The sequence below is a fragment of the Desulfosporosinus sp. I2 genome (assembly GCF_000960765.1).
In the GTDB taxonomy this organism is placed as follows: Bacteria; Bacillota; Desulfitobacteriia; order Desulfitobacteriales; family Desulfitobacteriaceae; genus Desulfosporosinus.
The window spans coordinates 1-15,146 of the sequence record NZ_JYNH01000113.1 but is presented as its reverse complement, the minus strand read 5'-3'; the positions used below and the strand labels follow the sequence as shown (position 1 = coordinate 15,146).

The window sequence follows — 15,146 nt, the reverse complement described above, 5'->3', positions numbered from 1 at the left end:
ATAACTAGGAACGTCATTTTACCGAGCTTGCCGACACGATCATAAACATCTTTAATAAACCTCTTATACTTCAGAGTCTCCCCTATCTTAAGCTGGCGATGGTAAGTGATCTTTTGTTCTCCGTGAATCATTCCAGGCGCAGGTAATTCAATTCCTGGAATACTTGCCTGCATTAATGTACCCACAAAGGTCGGGGGTACTTGATCATCGAACGGAATTCCAATGGCCTCAGCAAACCTTCGCCCTGCCTCCGGTTGTAAATGTAGTAGAACGGGCTCACTCTCCAGACCTATTAATTCCTTCCCAATCATAAACTTTACCTCCTTGCCCTTAATCACTAACCCTAATATAAGCCCTTTTCACATCTTCACTGCCTAAGTATGCTTCAATAACTCGTTCGTTGTTGCTAATTTCTTGGGGGCCCTTCCACTATGACCATCTGAACTTTGTTTCGAACATTTTTCAGTTTCATTCGTATTTGCACTCCTTCCATATAAAAGCGACTGTTCTTTACCTGATTAACCTTTAGGCTAGAATCCCTATGCTATCGTTACATTTCCCCCTTTCAGATCCAAATCGCAATTGATTACAAATGATGCAGTATTTTTAACATTTAAACTATATTTGCAAAAACTATGCCATTTGAAATTAGGCACCAATTGTTGCTACTTTATTGAATAATGATTAATTTGGATACACCCTCGCTTTTCAATGTTTACTTTGTATATCACTTTTCAACAAAAACAAAAGACTTTTGTCATTACTTACTCATGACAAAAGTCCAGAAGCCATTATTCACTTGAAAAGGCATCACACTGATTGTCTCCATTTAGGGTTTGAGATTGATGTGGGCCAAACCTGACAAAACTATTTCATTTTTATGATTTATCGCTTCTAAATTACAGACTAAGGTTTTTTCCGATCGTGCTCTTATTGAGCCGGTGCACCTTATCGTATCGCCGGGTCGAACTACCCCCTCAAAACGAACATTCAACTTGGAGATCCCACCCTGATCGCCGATCCAATCCGTCAACATTGCTGACATTTGAGTCATGGTAAGCATGCCGTGAGCGATTACACCTCCTAATCCAACCTGACGGGCATAGTTATCATCCAAATGAATAGGATTAAAATCTCCTGAAGCTTCTGCATATTGACGTATTTGAATGTGATTCGGCACCCACTCTCGGACAGATAATTGATCAGAGACTTCATAACTCCGCAGACTTTTCATCATCTGCCCCCTTTTCCAGGGCGATTAAGGTGGCGCATACGACGCCTCCTTAATCATCCATTAACTTACTCCTATCTTACTAGAAACCTAACTTCTGGTTGAGTTCCGCTAGCTTAGTCTGAGCTATTTCTAGTCCTGGATCAAGAACATTGGCTAACATATACTCGTTTAATGCTTCATGCAAATATCCTGCTTGTTCTCTAAGAATACCTTCCCCCAAATGCCTCATTGCCAAGCTCTCATGATCAAAATCGTCCTGATTATGTCCGATGTGCATACCAGTTACCCCCCCGCTTGTGGTATCCGAAATACTTGCTCGCATAATCCGTTGCCATCTAAACCCTTACTGCTAGACATCTTTAAATTCAGTCCGGCTTTTTCAGCAGCGACTTGATTGGCCGCTTGACAGAAGATATGGCAGTTATCCAGTCCTTTTTCCGCAAACATCTTGCCTATACTACAGTTGAAATTACGAACTTTTAGCGTCTTAGTCGTCGCCTCAGTGACAGTCCAGGCATCCCTTGGGCGAAGGTTCAATATGCCAAGTTCAACATACCGCTCGAACACATGGGGAAATCGAATCCCAGTTTGCTGGGCCACACATTCAATCATGTCAGCCGTTCTATCTCGAAAAGCATCAGAGTCAGCTTCTCTGATTAATAGGTTCATAAAGGTTTTTCCCTGTTTAATCAAAAAATCTTCGTTGGTCTCTCCCTCCTGATTAAAAAGACTTTCTAGAGGAAATTGGTGATTAATGGTATAAATTAGTTCCTTGGGCATATCATAGGCATAATCTTGACCTGGGTTTATCTTTAGCCGTCGATCAGCAGCTACCTCGGTACTGGGGTTGCCTTTGACTTTTTGCAAAACCTTAAAATCCAAAGCCATACTAAACTCCCCTTTATTTCATTATTGAGCAAGATTTCAAATTAGGAATTTCGCTCTTTCAATTGAGCTATTCGTTCCTCTTGATACCTTTGTGCTAATTGTTCTTTTGGTAAGAATCCCAAATCAACCGCTCCAGTAGGACAAACTTTAACACAGTCGCCACACCCAGAACATTTATCCAAATAGCGTCCGAAAATTCGATATTCTTGGGGATCCGTCTCCCGTCCCTTCCATATCTTCGTGGGACCACATACAAAAACCACGGATGGACATACACTTAAACATTGACGGCATAATAATGGATCTTTACATAAATCGAAGTTTATTTTAATTTGAGCAATCATCACGTTCCCCCCTTATTACCAGTTCTCGGCTAATCCAGGCAAACTTTCTCTGTCCAAGAGCTCTATAGCTCCGCTCGGACAAGCAGTAATGCATAAGCCACATCCAAAACATTGATCCATGTCAACATAGGCCTTATTGGTGTAAACCTCTAAGTTGAGGGACTTAAACTGGCATCTTCCTAAACAGCTTTTGCAGCCGGTACATTTTTCCCGATCTACTTTAGCTACCGTATGCCCTTTTAACAAAAATTTGAAGTCATAATCGAGCCGATTTCGAACCGCCACACACCCTGGATATTCGCACTGGCAAAGTCCTCCGATATATGGCGTGCCAAACACGTCCACAGTCTGAACTCGCCCCTCTTTATGGTTCATCATGGCCCATTGCTTAGCTTCCTCTGGAGTAAGGAACTCAACCCCTCCTCGATAAGTCTCTGGCCAGCGTTCCCATTTATACATACCCGGTCCGATACCCATGCACGTAAAGTTTTCCTCATCAGGCATACCTCGTTGAACCCTACGACATCCACACGTCATTTTGACCAAAGGATAAGCAATGTCCAAAATCTGCAGATACTCATCAAGTGTGACGACCTGCCCAAAATGAGTTTGATAAGCATGTTCCAAGGCATCACGTTTTATTTCTTCTTCCCATTTCAGGTCCCCACTGATCCGTGCCTTTACTAACTCCGCCACTACGCCTGCTCCCATACCTGCTGCTTGTGGATCAGCATCTGCACCAGACGCTTCACGACCTTCTTTTCTCACCTTATAAAGACGCCGTGCATAGTTTTCAGGGTTGAGATACCATTTCTCTCCGTTACCATACTTTTCACATACCCAACACATTTCGATATTCCTCCTTCTTCTTGGCATGGAAGCTTCCATTACGCAATTGAGCTAACAGTTGAGCGTAGTTCTCGACCGGATTATCAAAAACTGTAACACAAGAACCAACACTGAGTGTGCTATGGGCATCACTGCCTCCAGTTCCCTTTTTGCCCAAAATCACTGCAGCCTTTTGGGCTGCCTGAATTTCCCTCCGACTGCTACGCCCATTGTAAACTTCCAATGTATTAACCAAGCTAAACACTGATTTCCTACATAACTCCTCTACATCGATTGGCTCCAAGCCACGCTCTTCCCTCGAGAAAGTCGACAATCCAAACTCGGTACGAAATGGGTGTGCTACAACCATCACACCTCCCAATTCTTCCACCAGTAAGGCTAATTCAGGTAGGTCACCCCTAAGATTAAGTAAGGGTTGGTGAACACCATAGACCAAGATCTCGCCTACATAAGTACTTAATTCGATTCCGCTGTAAACTTGGACCCCGCTTTCACTGTATAATTTATCCAACTCACGTGGATCCCAGCAGTAATCATGATCCGTGATGCAAACCCCATCTAAACCTTTTAAGCACGCTGCCTGAACCAAGTCCCAAACGTTCATACGACTACAAGCAGAACCTTGGCTGGAATGAGTGTGCAAGTCAAATTCCATGCTCATTTATACCAATCCTTCGTCAATCCTTCAGGTAAAAACAGTTGCAATAAGTGTGCCAACTTTCACTTTTTTATTACACTTAATCACTAACTCCAATATAAGCCTTTTTCACATCTTCATTACCAGCCAGCATGTCACTGCGGCCTTCCATGACAACTCGACCATTTTCCAGAACATAACCACGGTGAGATACTTTCAAGGCCAAATGGGCATTCTGCTCCGCCAAAAGCACTGTCTTACCAGCCTCGTTGACAATCTTCACCGCATCAAATACCTGCTGAACCACGATAGGCGCCAGACCGATCGAAGGTTCGTCTAACAGTAACAACTCTGGGTCGGACATAAGTGCCCTGCCGATCGCTGCCATCTGTTGCTGGCCTCCGCTCAGAGAACCTGCTAAAGCGTTTTCTTTATCCTTAAGCGCAGGGAATAATTCGTAGACCATAGCCAGACTCTTTTTAATTCCTTCCTTATCATGACGCCTTACATACGCTCCTAAGAGTAAATTTTGTTTGACCGGCATGTGCGAAAATAGGGCGCGCCCTTCCAAACATTGCGAAATCCCCAACTCAACCACTTTGAACGAAGGCAATTGATTCGTTTTTTGTCCTTTAAACTCCACGCTCCCGCTCGTCACCTTGAGCAATCCGCTAATCGTCCGAAAAAGCGTCGATTTACCCGCTCCATTAGCTCCTAACAAGACCACAAACTCTCCCTTGTTGACTTCTATGTTGACATCCTGCAGAGCGAGGTAACTGCCATACGATACATTGATACCGGATAATTTAAGCATGCGCGGTCCCCCCTAAGTATGCTTCAATCACTCGTTCGTTGTTGCTAATTTCTTTAGGGGTTCCTTCCGCTATTTTACTGCCGTAGTTCAAAACCATGATTCTGTGCGCTAAATTCATGACCATCTGCACTTTGTGTTCGATTAAACAGACCGTTGTACCGGTTTGTTGGATTTTCTTAATTAACTTAGCCAGTTCGTTGGTTTCACCATGATTAACCCCTGCTGCTGGTTCATCCAGTAAGAGTAGGCGTGGTTCTGTCACCAAAGCCAATCCGATCGCTAAGCGTTTGGCTGCCTCTTGGGAAATGTTACCGACAGGTTGACCCTTCACCTCTGTCAGTCCGATGAACTCTAAGACCTCTGTTGCTTTTTCCCGGCTCGCCCCTTCGTCTCGCCGAGCGCGCGAGGTATTAAAAATCGCATCCAGCATTCCCATTTTCGTTTTGGAGCGATAGCCGATGATTAAATTGTCCAGCACGGTACTGTCCGTAAATAAATTCGTGGTCTGGAAGGTCCTGCCGATACCCCTGCAAGCAAACTCGTGCGTTGGTGTTCGAGTCATATCCTTGCCCAAGAAACTTATCGTTCCGGAACAAGCCGGATAATAGCCGCTGATTAGATTGAAAAACGTGGATTTTCCGGCGCCATTTGGGCCGATAATGGCTACAATTTCGCTCTCTTGGATCTCAAAGTCTACCTTGTTTAAGGCGGTTAAACCACCGAAGTTCTTAGTTAAAGCCTCGGTTTTTAGCAGCATGGTTTTCTCCTTTCGAGGGTGCGTTTACCGACTTGTTTGCTTTGTTCATCCGCTTCTCTATCTTTGTCTTTAACTTCATAGCTGCTCCCACAAGCCCGCCTGGAAAAAACTTAACAATGATGATCAACAATGCTCCAAAGACAACCATGCGATATTCCTGCATAAACTGAAGGCTTTCTGTAAGCCCTGTCGCGATAAGGGTGCCCACTAGGGGACCGGCGATCGTGGCTTGACCTCCGATTAGTAAAAATAACAAAAATTCAAAGGTGAGATGAGGGTTACTTATATCCGGACCTATAAACCGGATATATCCTGCAAACAACGCCCCTGCAATCCCCGTGAAAAAGGCTGCGATGCCAAACGCTAAGAGCTTGTTACGCATCACATTGATCCCCAAAGTGGCCGCTAATTCTTCACTATTACGGATCGATTTGAAGGTTCGGCCCACGAGGGATGAGGCGATCTGACTCATGACAAAAATGGTTAAACTTAAGAAAAAAAGGACTAAGTAATACTGCGATTCCAGCGAGATGAAGTCAATCGGTCCGATGCTAGTCGGCCTTGGTATTCCGATTAAGCCACGTACTCCTCCCGTTAAATCATCCCATTTCTCAATGACTAAGTTGATGATCACGCCTATGCACAGGGTAAAAATAACGAAGTAATGCCCTCGAGTTCGAAAGGAGATTAGTCCGACCAGTAGGGCGACTAGGGTGGTTACCACGGCGGCCATCGGTAGGCTTATCCAAAAGGACAGGTGGAGTTTTAGGCTGAGTAATCCCGAGACATAAGCTCCTAGCCCGAAAAATCCGGCTTGGGCCAGGGAAAGCTGCCCTAAATAACCGACAATGAGGTTTAAACCATAGACTGCAATGGCATAGATAAAACCTAAGGTCACGACGGTTAAATAATATCGATTGGGACTTATAAAGGGAAACGCGATGGCGACAGCTAAGAACCCGCCATAGGCAATCAGCTTAGCATTTGATTTCTTCATCCCGTCAAGCATTATCGGGCCCCCTTTGCAAAAAGGCCTGAGGGTTTTATCGAAAGGATCAAGACCAGAATTGCAAAGGCCACAACATCTTTATAATTACTGGATAGATACGTAGCACCCAGGCTTTCCGTTAATCCTAGTATGAAACTACCGAGCACAGCACCCGGAATGCTACCCATTCCCCCAATCACGATGATCACAAAGGCCTTCATAATGATCAGCGAGCCCATGCCAGGATAGACTAGAAAAATCGGGCCGGCTAATGAAGCAGCCGCTGATGCCAGGATTGAGGCTACGGCAAATGTCAGCATCGCCACTCGGTTGACGTCAATTCCGACGAGACTGGCTCCATCCCGATTTTGGGCCATGGCTTCAATGGTCGAGCCGATCATGGTGTGTTTTATAAACACATAAAGGGCTACCATTAAGATGACCGCTCCCGCGATGATAATCAGTCGTTGTTCGGTTAGTCGAACTCCACCCATCACAACTACGTTGTCATAGATGGCTGGGATACTACGAAAATCCGAACCCCAGAGCACTCGGGCTGAAGCTTCCAGAAACAACATGGCGCCCACTGCCGCAATGAATTTATTGGAGCTTGGGCTGTTGCGCATAGGATTGAACACTAAACGTTCTAATAAAATACCAAGGACGGCTAAGACGATACCGGAAATGATGGCTGACACCCAGTAGTTGAGCCCATACAATGTCATCATGAAAAACGTAACATACCCTCCCACCATGTATAAATGTCCATGGGCGAAGTTTGGCACCTCCATAATGCCATAAATGAGGGTAAGCCCTAACGCCACCAAACAATAAATACTTCCTAACGTCAACCCATTGACAGTTTGCTGAATCAATAAATTCATACAGCCACCCCTTCCAATCCTTTCTGGCAAGCAACAACGAGTCAATCTCAGACTGTTTTGATTGGAACCAGAAGGACTCCCCCAGCTTCAATTTCAGGTAAGGGAGCTGGACTATTTGCATCCTTACTGGTGAAAATGTATAGTTTACGTACACTATGCTCTAAGAATTGTTTACTTTGTATTCACTTTTCAAGCAATACTCTTCGATTATGGTTCGCGTAACTATATATCGTTAACCAACTCACCTCTTTCATGGGATTGCCAGAATTATCTTATTAATCAGAATAATGCAAAATACATGCCATATATTCATGATGATTTGGGAACAAGAGGTAGCAGACCATTTTGCCGACGTCGGGAAAAAGGTTAAAGAGTCACAAACTGTTTAAAAGAAGGGAGTGTCGCTAACTACTTTTAAACAGTTAGCGACACTCCCTTATAATTTCACTGATTTCTCACTCTAAGCTCTACTCTTCGATGCCATATTTTCGTAACTTGTCGTAAAAGGCACGCCTAGAAATTCCTAATGCCTTCATGGCTTGCGTACGGTTATTGTTATAAGCAGCCAAGGCCGATAAAATCAGTTCCTTTTCCATCCTTCCCATAATTTCTCTGACATCGTATGGTTTATCCTTAACGCTTGAGTGCCCATTATTAGTCGGAATTATGTGTACTGGCAAGTGCCGAATTTCAATGGTCGTACCGCTACACACAATACTGGCATGTTCTAACACATTTTGCAATTCTCGGATATTACCGGGCCAATCATATTCTTGGAGAAATTTTACGACTTGGGGGGAAAGATTTAGTTCATGATCAGCTTCTCGTGAGAATTGTTTAAGAAATGTTTTGGCAAGCTCCAATATGTCATCTTTACGTTCACGAAGAGGAGTCAGCTGGAGAGGAACTATATTTAGTCGATAGTACAAGTCACGACGAAAAGTCCCTTTTTCGATCATGCTTTCCAAATCTCGGTTAGTTGCAGCAATCACTCGAATATTAACTTTAATAGTCTTAGTACCACCAACACGTTCAAATTCCTTTTCTTGTAGAACACGCAATAATTTAGCCTGCATCGTGAGACTCATATCCCCTATTTCATCCAGAAAAATTGTCCCACTATGGGCTAATTCAAACTTACCAAGTTTCCCCCCTTTTTTAGCACCTGTAAAAGCCCCGTCTTCATATCCAAAAAGTTCGCTTTCTATTAAATCCTCAGGTATAGCAGCGCAATTCACTTTAATCATGGGTTTATCCATACGTCGGCTACAATTATGAACAGCCTTAGCCAGAACCTCTTTACCCACACCACTTTCACCAAGGATCAGCACGGTACTCTCTGTTCGCGCTACTTTTGCTGCTAACACTAACGTTTCCTTCAAACGACTGTTTTGTCCCACATATTCTTTGAAGGACATCGGGAGGTGCTCCCATTGCTCTAACTGCTCTTTCAAATAGTCAGCGACACCCTTAGTCTGCTCTAACTCGCGATTTAGTTCTACAACTTCGGTAATATTTTTAAAGATTGAAACGGCTCCGATGATTTTTTCTCCATTTAAAAGTGGAAAAGAACTCCCTACTACATTCACATTTAGAGAATCTAAGTAATCTGTGCCACGACTAGGCTTTCCTGAATGGAGCATTTTAATTGTCGCCGAATCAGGTTCAATGACGTCCAACCTACGGCCTAGAACTTTAGCTACGGGAACTCCTAAGATTCTTGCATAAGCCTCGTTTACATAGACAATGGTCGTATCTGAATCAATAACAAGTACAACATCATGAATGTTATCCAAAATTTCAAATAAAAGTTCACGATTCCATTGTGGAATAATACTTGTGGTGACAGCGTGGGCTCCGACACTCATAGTTATCCCTCATTTTTTTGTATCTTTTGTAAACATTATACGGGTCAAAACAGTTGAAGTAAAGAACCAATACCATAATATTTAAATAATTCATAATATTGGGCTAATCCTTGAACTCAAAAATACCTTTATAGTTTTAAAGAATAAGGGTGGTAACAAACTGGATTATCAGTATGTTACCACCCCGGAATTATTAACTTCCGCTTTAGTTACACTTTTTAAGTTAAATCACTTTGACTTGGTTAAACGTGGTAAATCCCAGAATTCTTTCTTGAGCGGAACTTCATAAGTTATCTTCGTATATTGTTCTTTGTCGTACGTTTGCCCCCTTAGCAGATCCACTAAGAAACGTTCACCATTACTTTTATTTTCGATGACAACCATTCGACTAGGATTGCTCTGTGGTCTTTCCATCATAAAATCTCCTTATCTTCCCACTGATTCATTTTAAGACCGCGGCACACGCTTCACTCTTCTGTACACCTATTCGCTAGATTTGCATTAATTTCCTTCTATTCTGGTAACTTCGAAAGTGCCTTTTTACTAGCTACAATAACTAAAATGTCGTTTTCTTCAATAATATCCTCTGCCCCTGGGGCAACCATAATATGCCCCCCCTTCTTCTTGATGGCCATAACATTGATTCCATAGTTCGCCCTTAAATCTACTTTCCCAAGTGTCTTATTGAGAAAATGAGAAGGTGCGCCAATCTCGTAAATGCTATAATCCGGTGACAATTCTATAAAATCCATAACATTGGAACGTATTAGGTTATGAGCCAAGCGAATCCCCATATCTTGTTCTGGATAAATAATTTTATCGGCCCCGATTTTTTCCAAGACTTTACCATGTTGCAACGACTGAGCCTTAGCAACCACAACGGGAATTCCCATTTCTTTTAACATCAGAGTGATTAAGATATTAGCTTCGAGATCATCCCCCATTGAAACAATCGCCACATCAAAATTTCGAACTCCCAAAGTCCGGAGCGTCTCTTCCTCTCGTCCATCAGCCTGTACTGCTTGGGTTACATCGTGCATAATAGCATGTACGGCATGTTCGTTCTTATCCAAGGCAAGGACATCATGTCCTAAAGTACTTAGTGTTCTAGCGACACTCGTCCCGAATCGCCCTAATCCAATAACCACAAATTGTTTACGCATTCATTAACCCCCTTAACCAATCAAGATTCGTTCATCTGGATATTTGAAATGGGCTTGATTACTCTTTTTCTGGGCAAGAACAAAGGCCAAGGTTAATGGACCTACCCTGCCGATAAACATCGTTAAAATAATGGCCATTTTACCGACGACGGTTAGCGTAGGGGTCAACCCTAATGAAAGGCCCACTGTACCAAAAGCGGAAGTCGCTTCAAAAAGTACGGGAAGTAAATCTATTCTTTCCGTTAATGAAAGTATCGAGACAATAAAGAAAATCAGAAAAACAGCTGTGGTCGTTATTGCCCAAGCCTTCTGAATATTATCCCTCGGTATGGTACGCCCATTTAAAATAATGTTGGGTTCACTGCGATAAGTACTTAACACAGATAAGACAATTGTCATGAACGTCGTCGTTTTTATTCCACCTCCCGTTGAGCTGGGGGAAGCCCCAATAAACATGAGTACAATCATAGAGAGTAGCGTGGTCTCATGCATGTCGGCAAAATTAAGCGTATTGAATCCTGCAGTCCGGGTAGTCACCGATTGAAAAAATGCTGCCATAATCTTTGTCCCAAGGGGAAGTGGCCCCAAAGTTTTGGGATTTGTAAACTCTACAATTAAGATAATCAACATTCCAAACAAAATTAAGGCACCGGAAACCTTTAAGACAATTTTTGTATGAAGCCTAAACTTTCTTTTTCCTCGTTTTGCTTTTAAGTTTGCTTTTAAATCTGCTAAAACTATAAAACCCAAGCCTCCACAAATAATCAAAAGCATGATGGTTATATTAATAATGGGATCCCCAACGTAAGCTGTCAAACTGGAGAATTCACCCATGATGTCAAATCCGGCATTATTAAAAGCCGAAACCGAATGGAATATCCCAAAATATGCCGCTTTGCCCCAACCAAAATCAGACGACCAGCGTAACGTTAGAATGATCGCCCCAATCAATTCAATAACAAAGGAAATTTGAAAGACAGATTTAGCTAATCTCACGACACCTTCTACTGATACTTGGTTTAAGGCCTCTTGCAACAACAAACGTTCCTTAAAGGTAATCCTTTTCCCCATAAGAATTGCAAACATAGTAGCAAAGGTCATAAAGCCGATCCCACCAACCTGAATTAATCCAAGAATCACCCATTGTCCGAACAATGTAAAGGTGGTTCCAGTATCCACGACTACGAGTCCCGTAACACAAACTGCCGAGGTCGATGTAAAGGCAGCATTTAAAAAGGATAATCCCAATCCGTTTTTTGTTGCGTGGGGTGAGGTAAGTAATAAAGTTCCCAATAGAATGGTCAAGGCAAATCCAACAACTAATATACGAGAGGGAGTCAAAACTTTCCCTAATATGTTCAAACCTGTTTTCCTCCATGATTATTTAGACAACCAAACTATTTAATGTCTCTATCGAATTTGAAGAGCTCTATCAAGGGTCAACTTTAGCTCTAAGAATTCACTTGATGTGGGACCTATCAAACTAGGGATTATTATAACACATTAATTTAAAGAAACTATCAAGGTTCGAGTTTTATGGTTACAATCTCTCAATCCTGCTATCTTTTAATTAAAATGGTAGTATTAAGCTTGCTGATAAAATGACAAAACAGTGGTTATACTTTATTTTGTAGATACTCTATCCATAACTAATTTAAAGAGGTGTTTTGCTAATGTTTAATGACAAGATTTTAACTTGTAGGGACTGTGGTCAGGATTTTGATTTTTCAGCATCTGAACAAGAGTTTTTCGCAGAAAAAGGGTTTACTAACGAACCGGGAAGGTGCCAAAGCTGCCGCGCTGCTAAAAAAGCACAAAATCGAACGTCGGGCGGATTTAATAATAACCGTTCAGATCGAGAAATGTTCCCTGCTGTTTGCGCCACGTGTGGCAAAGAAACAACCGTACCTTTCCGCCCTTCCGGTGATAGGCCAATATACTGCAGGGACTGCTTCCAACCACCTCCACGCAACAATTGGTAAACCCCGATAAAAACATCAGCCTCCCCGTCCTTAGACGAGGGGGTTTTTACTATTCAACGGAATTAAAAACTACAAGGTACTCTCCATAGCCCTCTTGAGCAAGTTCCTCTTTAGAAATAAACCTTAGCGCCGCAGAATTAATGCAGTAACGCAAGCCAGTTGGAAGTGGTCCATCTTTAAAAACATGCCCTAGATGAGCTCCAGATTTTGTGCTAACAACTTCAGTCCGAATCATAAAATGACTTACATCATGTTTCTCTTGAACACTTTCTGGTGAAATTGGTTTTGAAAAGCTCGGCCATCCGCAACCAGACTTAAACTTATCTTGCGAACTGAAAAGAGGCACGCCAGATATTAGATCGACGTAAATACCCTCTCTTATGTTATCCCAATATTCATTCTTAAAAGGGGGTTCGGTCCCTTGATTTTGAGTTACTTCAAATTGGATATCTGTCAATTTTGACTTTAGGAGTTCTTTTTCAAGTTCTAACCCTTGCTCTTTTTCTCTCTTTTTTTGTCATTCTCTTTGGAGTCTTCTACAAGACTATCCTGCTCGTTCTTCTGTTCCCAGTGTCCTTTAATAAAAGCATCCCGTCCTGATCCTTGACGGTACACACCATATCTTAGAGGAAATTTGCTATGATACTTTTGATGGTATTCCTCTGCAACGTAAAACATTTTAGCAGGTAGGATTTCCGTGACGATAGAATCTTTAAATCTCCCGCTTTTTGAGAGGATTTCTTTTGCTTGTAGTGCTTGGGCCTTTTGCTCCTCATTATGGTAAAAAATTGCTGTTCGATATGGTTGACCTTGGTCCGAAAATTGTCCGGTTGGATTTGTCGGATCTATCTGTCGCCAGTAAATCTCCAACAACCTTGTGTACGGAAACTGAACCGGGTCAAATGTGATCTGCACAGCTTCAAAGTGTCCAGTTTTCTTAGTACAAACATCTTCATAGGTTGGATTTTCAAGATTTCCTCCAGTATATCCTACGACCACGTTAATAATACCGGGCAATCCCTCAAACGGTTTTACCATACACCAGAAACAGCCTCCCGCAAAGGTAGCAAGTTGGTATTCGTTATTATCCATGGAATCCCCTCTCATTTCTCCTAATAATTCACAAATATTTAGTCTCATACCCTTCCGGAGTTATCAAAAAATAATGACTATTGACTCATTGCACATATTTTCCCTATATGCTATTATTTGATAAATTATTATAATCATGCATCAGTATAACAGATTTTATTGAAAGAGGTCTTATTATGCAAATTCATGATGATTTAAGTAATATTACGGACGATCAGCTTTTTGGGATTATCGAAAGGATGGCTTCTTTATTTCATGAATTAATACCCATAGATAATACAATTGCCATCACTGATAGAGAAAAATTCCTGCAATATTTTATGGGTTCTGAAGCGGAGGTTGTTCAATCTGAATTAGTAGGAAAGCCCTTCCCCAATGCTGGTAATATTCCGAGCACCTTAAAAACAGGTAAACTCCAAAGATCAGTGTTACCTAAAGAAGTTTACGGAGTGGCGTTTAAATCCTCAACCCTGCCCCTAAAGAACCCTGACGATACGATCATAGGCACTATTACTCTTGCTTTAAGCTTGAAAAATCAAACCGCATTACAGGAATCTGCCGAGAATATTTCTTCATCAGCTGAACAACTCTCAGCTTCAACCGAAAGTTTAGCTGCCTCTGCCATACTGCTCTCCAATAGAGTATCCGGGGTTCTGGGTGATACTCAAGAAATTATACAATTAATTGATCAAACCAATAATATTCTTGATTTTGTTAATAATGTTGCTTCAAATTCGAGACTACTTGGATTAAACGCAGCAATTGAAGCAGCGAGGGCTGGTCAATTTGGCAAAGGTTTTGCTGTAGTTGCTGATGAAATACGGAAGATGGCCGAGAATAGTGCGAAATCGGTTAATGATACCAAAAAGCTCTTATCCACGATTAATAATAGGGTTAATAATTTGATGAGACAAGTCGAAGAATTGACCGATGTTGCACATACCCAGGCTGCCGCAACTCAGGAAATGACCGCCAGCATTCAAAATTTCTCAGAGAGTACTCGAATTGTACAACAAGTATCACAAATCATCTAAGTTGACTTTATTTGGCCCTTCGTTCATTGAACTGAAAGGGCCTTTTTCTATTGTTCCTCTTTTTAAAATACTATTATTAGTTGAGATTCTTGTCTTTACATTTTTAGGATTTATGAGATAATTGAGACAATTGATGAACGACCATTCACTATCTCAATGGGAAGAAAGGTGTGAAAATCATGTCCCTATTACTCAATCCGCAAAACTATGAAAGCCCCCAAACAGATCTTCAATCTAAAAGAGTGATGGAGAAAACTATTCAATTTTTCGAGGAGAAAGGGCTAATAAGCATCAAAGAAGATGACCAAGCAAGCCGTTGGTATACTGATTTCTTGAAATTTCTCAAAAAAGAATGCATTTTTTCTACCTTATTAACCCCTGCCGGTTATGGGGCCCCCGACTCACGGTTTGACCTAAGTCGAGTCTGTGAATTTAACGAAATTACTGCCTTCTATTCCTTGTCGTATCAATACGCCTACCAAGTTAGCATTCTTGGACTTGGCCCTATTTGGATGGGAGATAATGAAAGGGCTAAACACAAAACAGCTCAGTTACTGATCGACGGTGGAATTTTTGCCTTTGGTCTGTCCGAAAAAGCACATGGTGCCGACC

At 42.0% G+C, this 15,146-nt stretch carries 17 protein-coding genes and 2 pseudogenes; 3 read left to right on the top strand and 16 right to left on the bottom strand.

What is annotated here, in order from left to right; translation table 11 throughout:
• The 15 genes from UF75_RS19400 to UF75_RS19330 form a co-directional block, all read right to left on the bottom strand.
• On the bottom strand, window positions 1-311 hold a 311-nt coding region (locus UF75_RS19400; RefSeq protein ID WP_052693446.1), incomplete at its 3' end, for a MaoC family dehydratase N-terminal domain-containing protein.
• Between the two features lie 518 nt (window positions 312-829).
• Complete coding sequence (locus tag UF75_RS19395) at window positions 830-1,237, bottom strand: MaoC/PaaZ C-terminal domain-containing protein (RefSeq protein ID WP_242860347.1); 408 nt, start codon at window positions 1,235-1,237, stop codon at window positions 830-832.
• Between the two features lie 76 nt (window positions 1,238-1,313).
• Window positions 1,314-1,511, bottom strand: coding sequence for a hypothetical protein (locus UF75_RS19390; RefSeq protein WP_045576211.1), 198 nt, complete (start codon window positions 1,509-1,511; stop codon window positions 1,314-1,316).
• 5 nt (window positions 1,512-1,516) lie between these two features.
• Window positions 1,517-2,122 carry a hypothetical protein gene (locus UF75_RS19385; protein ID WP_045576210.1) on the bottom strand — a complete coding sequence of 202 codons (606 nt, stop codon included), beginning with the start codon at window positions 2,120-2,122 and terminating at the stop codon, window positions 1,517-1,519.
• Between the two features lie 41 nt (window positions 2,123-2,163).
• Window positions 2,164-2,466, bottom strand: coding sequence for a 4Fe-4S dicluster domain-containing protein (locus tag UF75_RS19380; protein WP_045576209.1), 303 nt, complete (start codon window positions 2,464-2,466; stop codon window positions 2,164-2,166).
• Window positions 2,467-2,481: 15 nt separating this feature from the next.
• A complete protein-coding gene (locus UF75_RS19375) occupies window positions 2,482-3,315 on the bottom strand; it encodes a 4Fe-4S binding protein (protein WP_045576208.1) in 834 nt (277 codons plus the stop codon).
• Window positions 3,299-3,976 (bottom strand): PHP domain-containing protein, encoded by a 678-nt coding sequence (locus tag UF75_RS19370; RefSeq protein ID WP_242860346.1) that lies wholly within the window; start codon window positions 3,974-3,976, stop codon window positions 3,299-3,301. The genes UF75_RS19375 and UF75_RS19370 overlap by 17 nt, the downstream gene beginning before the upstream one ends.
• A gap of 76 nt (window positions 3,977-4,052) precedes the next feature.
• On the bottom strand, window positions 4,053-4,766 hold the full coding sequence (locus UF75_RS19365; RefSeq protein WP_045576207.1) for an ABC transporter ATP-binding protein: 714 nt from the start codon (window positions 4,764-4,766) through the stop codon (window positions 4,053-4,055).
• A complete protein-coding gene (locus UF75_RS19360; protein WP_045576206.1) occupies window positions 4,759-5,523 on the bottom strand; it encodes an ABC transporter ATP-binding protein in 765 nt (254 codons plus the stop codon). Before UF75_RS19360 ends, UF75_RS19365 begins: the two co-directional genes overlap by 8 nt.
• A complete protein-coding gene (locus UF75_RS19355) occupies window positions 5,495-6,532 on the bottom strand; it encodes a branched-chain amino acid ABC transporter permease (RefSeq protein ID WP_082075243.1) in 1,038 nt (345 codons plus the stop codon). Before UF75_RS19355 ends, UF75_RS19360 begins: the two co-directional genes overlap by 29 nt.
• The gene (locus UF75_RS19350; RefSeq protein WP_045576205.1) at window positions 6,532-7,395 is read right to left on the bottom strand and encodes a branched-chain amino acid ABC transporter permease; all 864 of its coding nucleotides are present in this window, start codon (window positions 7,393-7,395) and stop codon (window positions 6,532-6,534) included. The genes UF75_RS19355 and UF75_RS19350 overlap by 1 nt, the downstream gene beginning before the upstream one ends.
• Window positions 7,396-7,862: 467 nt before the next feature.
• On the bottom strand, window positions 7,863-9,263 hold the full coding sequence (locus UF75_RS19345) for a sigma-54-dependent Fis family transcriptional regulator (protein ID WP_045576204.1): 1,401 nt from the start codon (window positions 9,261-9,263) through the stop codon (window positions 7,863-7,865).
• Window positions 9,264-9,491: 228 nt separating this feature from the next.
• Window positions 9,492-9,680 (bottom strand): hypothetical protein, encoded by a 189-nt coding sequence (locus UF75_RS19340; protein WP_242860345.1) that lies wholly within the window; start codon window positions 9,678-9,680, stop codon window positions 9,492-9,494.
• 95 nt (window positions 9,681-9,775) lie between these two features.
• A complete protein-coding gene (locus UF75_RS19335) occupies window positions 9,776-10,426 on the bottom strand; it encodes a TrkA family potassium uptake protein (RefSeq protein WP_045576202.1) in 651 nt (216 codons plus the stop codon).
• A gap of 12 nt (window positions 10,427-10,438) precedes the next feature.
• A complete protein-coding gene (locus tag UF75_RS19330; protein ID WP_156146521.1) occupies window positions 10,439-11,788 on the bottom strand; it encodes a TrkH family potassium uptake protein in 1,350 nt (449 codons plus the stop codon).
• Window positions 11,789-12,099: 311 nt separating this feature from the next.
• Between UF75_RS19330 and UF75_RS19325 the strand changes: the two genes are divergently transcribed.
• Window positions 12,100-12,408, top strand: coding sequence for a zinc-ribbon domain containing protein (locus UF75_RS19325; RefSeq protein ID WP_082075242.1), 309 nt, complete (start codon window positions 12,100-12,102; stop codon window positions 12,406-12,408).
• 49 nt (window positions 12,409-12,457) lie between these two features.
• Here UF75_RS19325 and msrB read toward each other — a convergent pair.
• Window positions 12,458-13,500 (bottom strand): annotated as a pseudogene (msrB, locus tag UF75_RS29295) (peptide-methionine (R)-S-oxide reductase MsrB).
• 176 nt (window positions 13,501-13,676) lie between these two features.
• On the opposite strand from msrB, the gene UF75_RS19310 reads away from it, so the two are divergent.
• On the top strand, window positions 13,677-14,534 hold the full coding sequence (locus UF75_RS19310) for a methyl-accepting chemotaxis protein (protein WP_045576199.1): 858 nt from the start codon (window positions 13,677-13,679) through the stop codon (window positions 14,532-14,534).
• 179 nt (window positions 14,535-14,713) lie between these two features.
• A pseudogene (locus UF75_RS19305) lies at window positions 14,714-15,146 on the top strand (acyl-CoA dehydrogenase); the annotation flags it as partial.

What these genes read in the sequence shown, in the direction of transcription:
- UF75_RS19395 (WP_242860347.1), bottom strand. Translation starts at nt 1,237, where the DNA reads ATGATGAAAAGTCTGCGGAGTTATGAAGTCTCTGATCAATTATCTGTC.
- UF75_RS19390 (WP_045576211.1), bottom strand. Translation starts at nt 1,511, where the DNA reads ATGCACATCGGACATAATCAGGACGATTTTGATCATGAGAGCTTGGCA.
- UF75_RS19385 (WP_045576210.1), bottom strand. Translation starts at nt 2,122, where the DNA reads ATGGCTTTGGATTTTAAGGTTTTGCAAAAAGTCAAAGGCAACCCCAGT.
- UF75_RS19380 (WP_045576209.1), bottom strand. Translation starts at nt 2,466, where the DNA reads ATGATTGCTCAAATTAAAATAAACTTCGATTTATGTAAAGATCCATTA.
- UF75_RS19375 (WP_045576208.1), bottom strand. Translation starts at nt 3,315, where the DNA reads ATGTGTTGGGTATGTGAAAAGTATGGTAACGGAGAGAAATGGTATCTC.
- UF75_RS19370 (WP_242860346.1), bottom strand. Translation starts at nt 3,976, where the DNA reads ATGAGCATGGAATTTGACTTGCACACTCATTCCAGCCAAGGTTCTGCT.
- UF75_RS19365 (WP_045576207.1), bottom strand. Translation starts at nt 4,766, where the DNA reads ATGCTTAAATTATCCGGTATCAATGTATCGTATGGCAGTTACCTCGCT.
- UF75_RS19360 (WP_045576206.1), bottom strand. Translation starts at nt 5,523, where the DNA reads ATGCTGCTAAAAACCGAGGCTTTAACTAAGAACTTCGGTGGTTTAACC.
- UF75_RS19355 (WP_082075243.1), bottom strand. Translation starts at nt 6,532, where the DNA reads ATGCTTGACGGGATGAAGAAATCAAATGCTAAGCTGATTGCCTATGGC.
- UF75_RS19350 (WP_045576205.1), bottom strand. Translation starts at nt 7,395, where the DNA reads ATGAATTTATTGATTCAGCAAACTGTCAATGGGTTGACGTTAGGAAGT.
- UF75_RS19345 (WP_045576204.1), bottom strand. Translation starts at nt 9,263, where the DNA reads ATGAGTGTCGGAGCCCACGCTGTCACCACAAGTATTATTCCACAATGG.
- UF75_RS19340 (WP_242860345.1), bottom strand. Translation starts at nt 9,680, where the DNA reads ATGATGGAAAGACCACAGAGCAATCCTAGTCGAATGGTTGTCATCGAA.
- UF75_RS19335 (WP_045576202.1), bottom strand. Translation starts at nt 10,426, where the DNA reads ATGCGTAAACAATTTGTGGTTATTGGATTAGGGCGATTCGGGACGAGT.
- UF75_RS19325 (WP_082075242.1), top strand. Translation starts at nt 12,100, where the DNA reads ATGTTTAATGACAAGATTTTAACTTGTAGGGACTGTGGTCAGGATTTT.
- UF75_RS19310 (WP_045576199.1), top strand. Translation starts at nt 13,677, where the DNA reads ATGCAAATTCATGATGATTTAAGTAATATTACGGACGATCAGCTTTTT.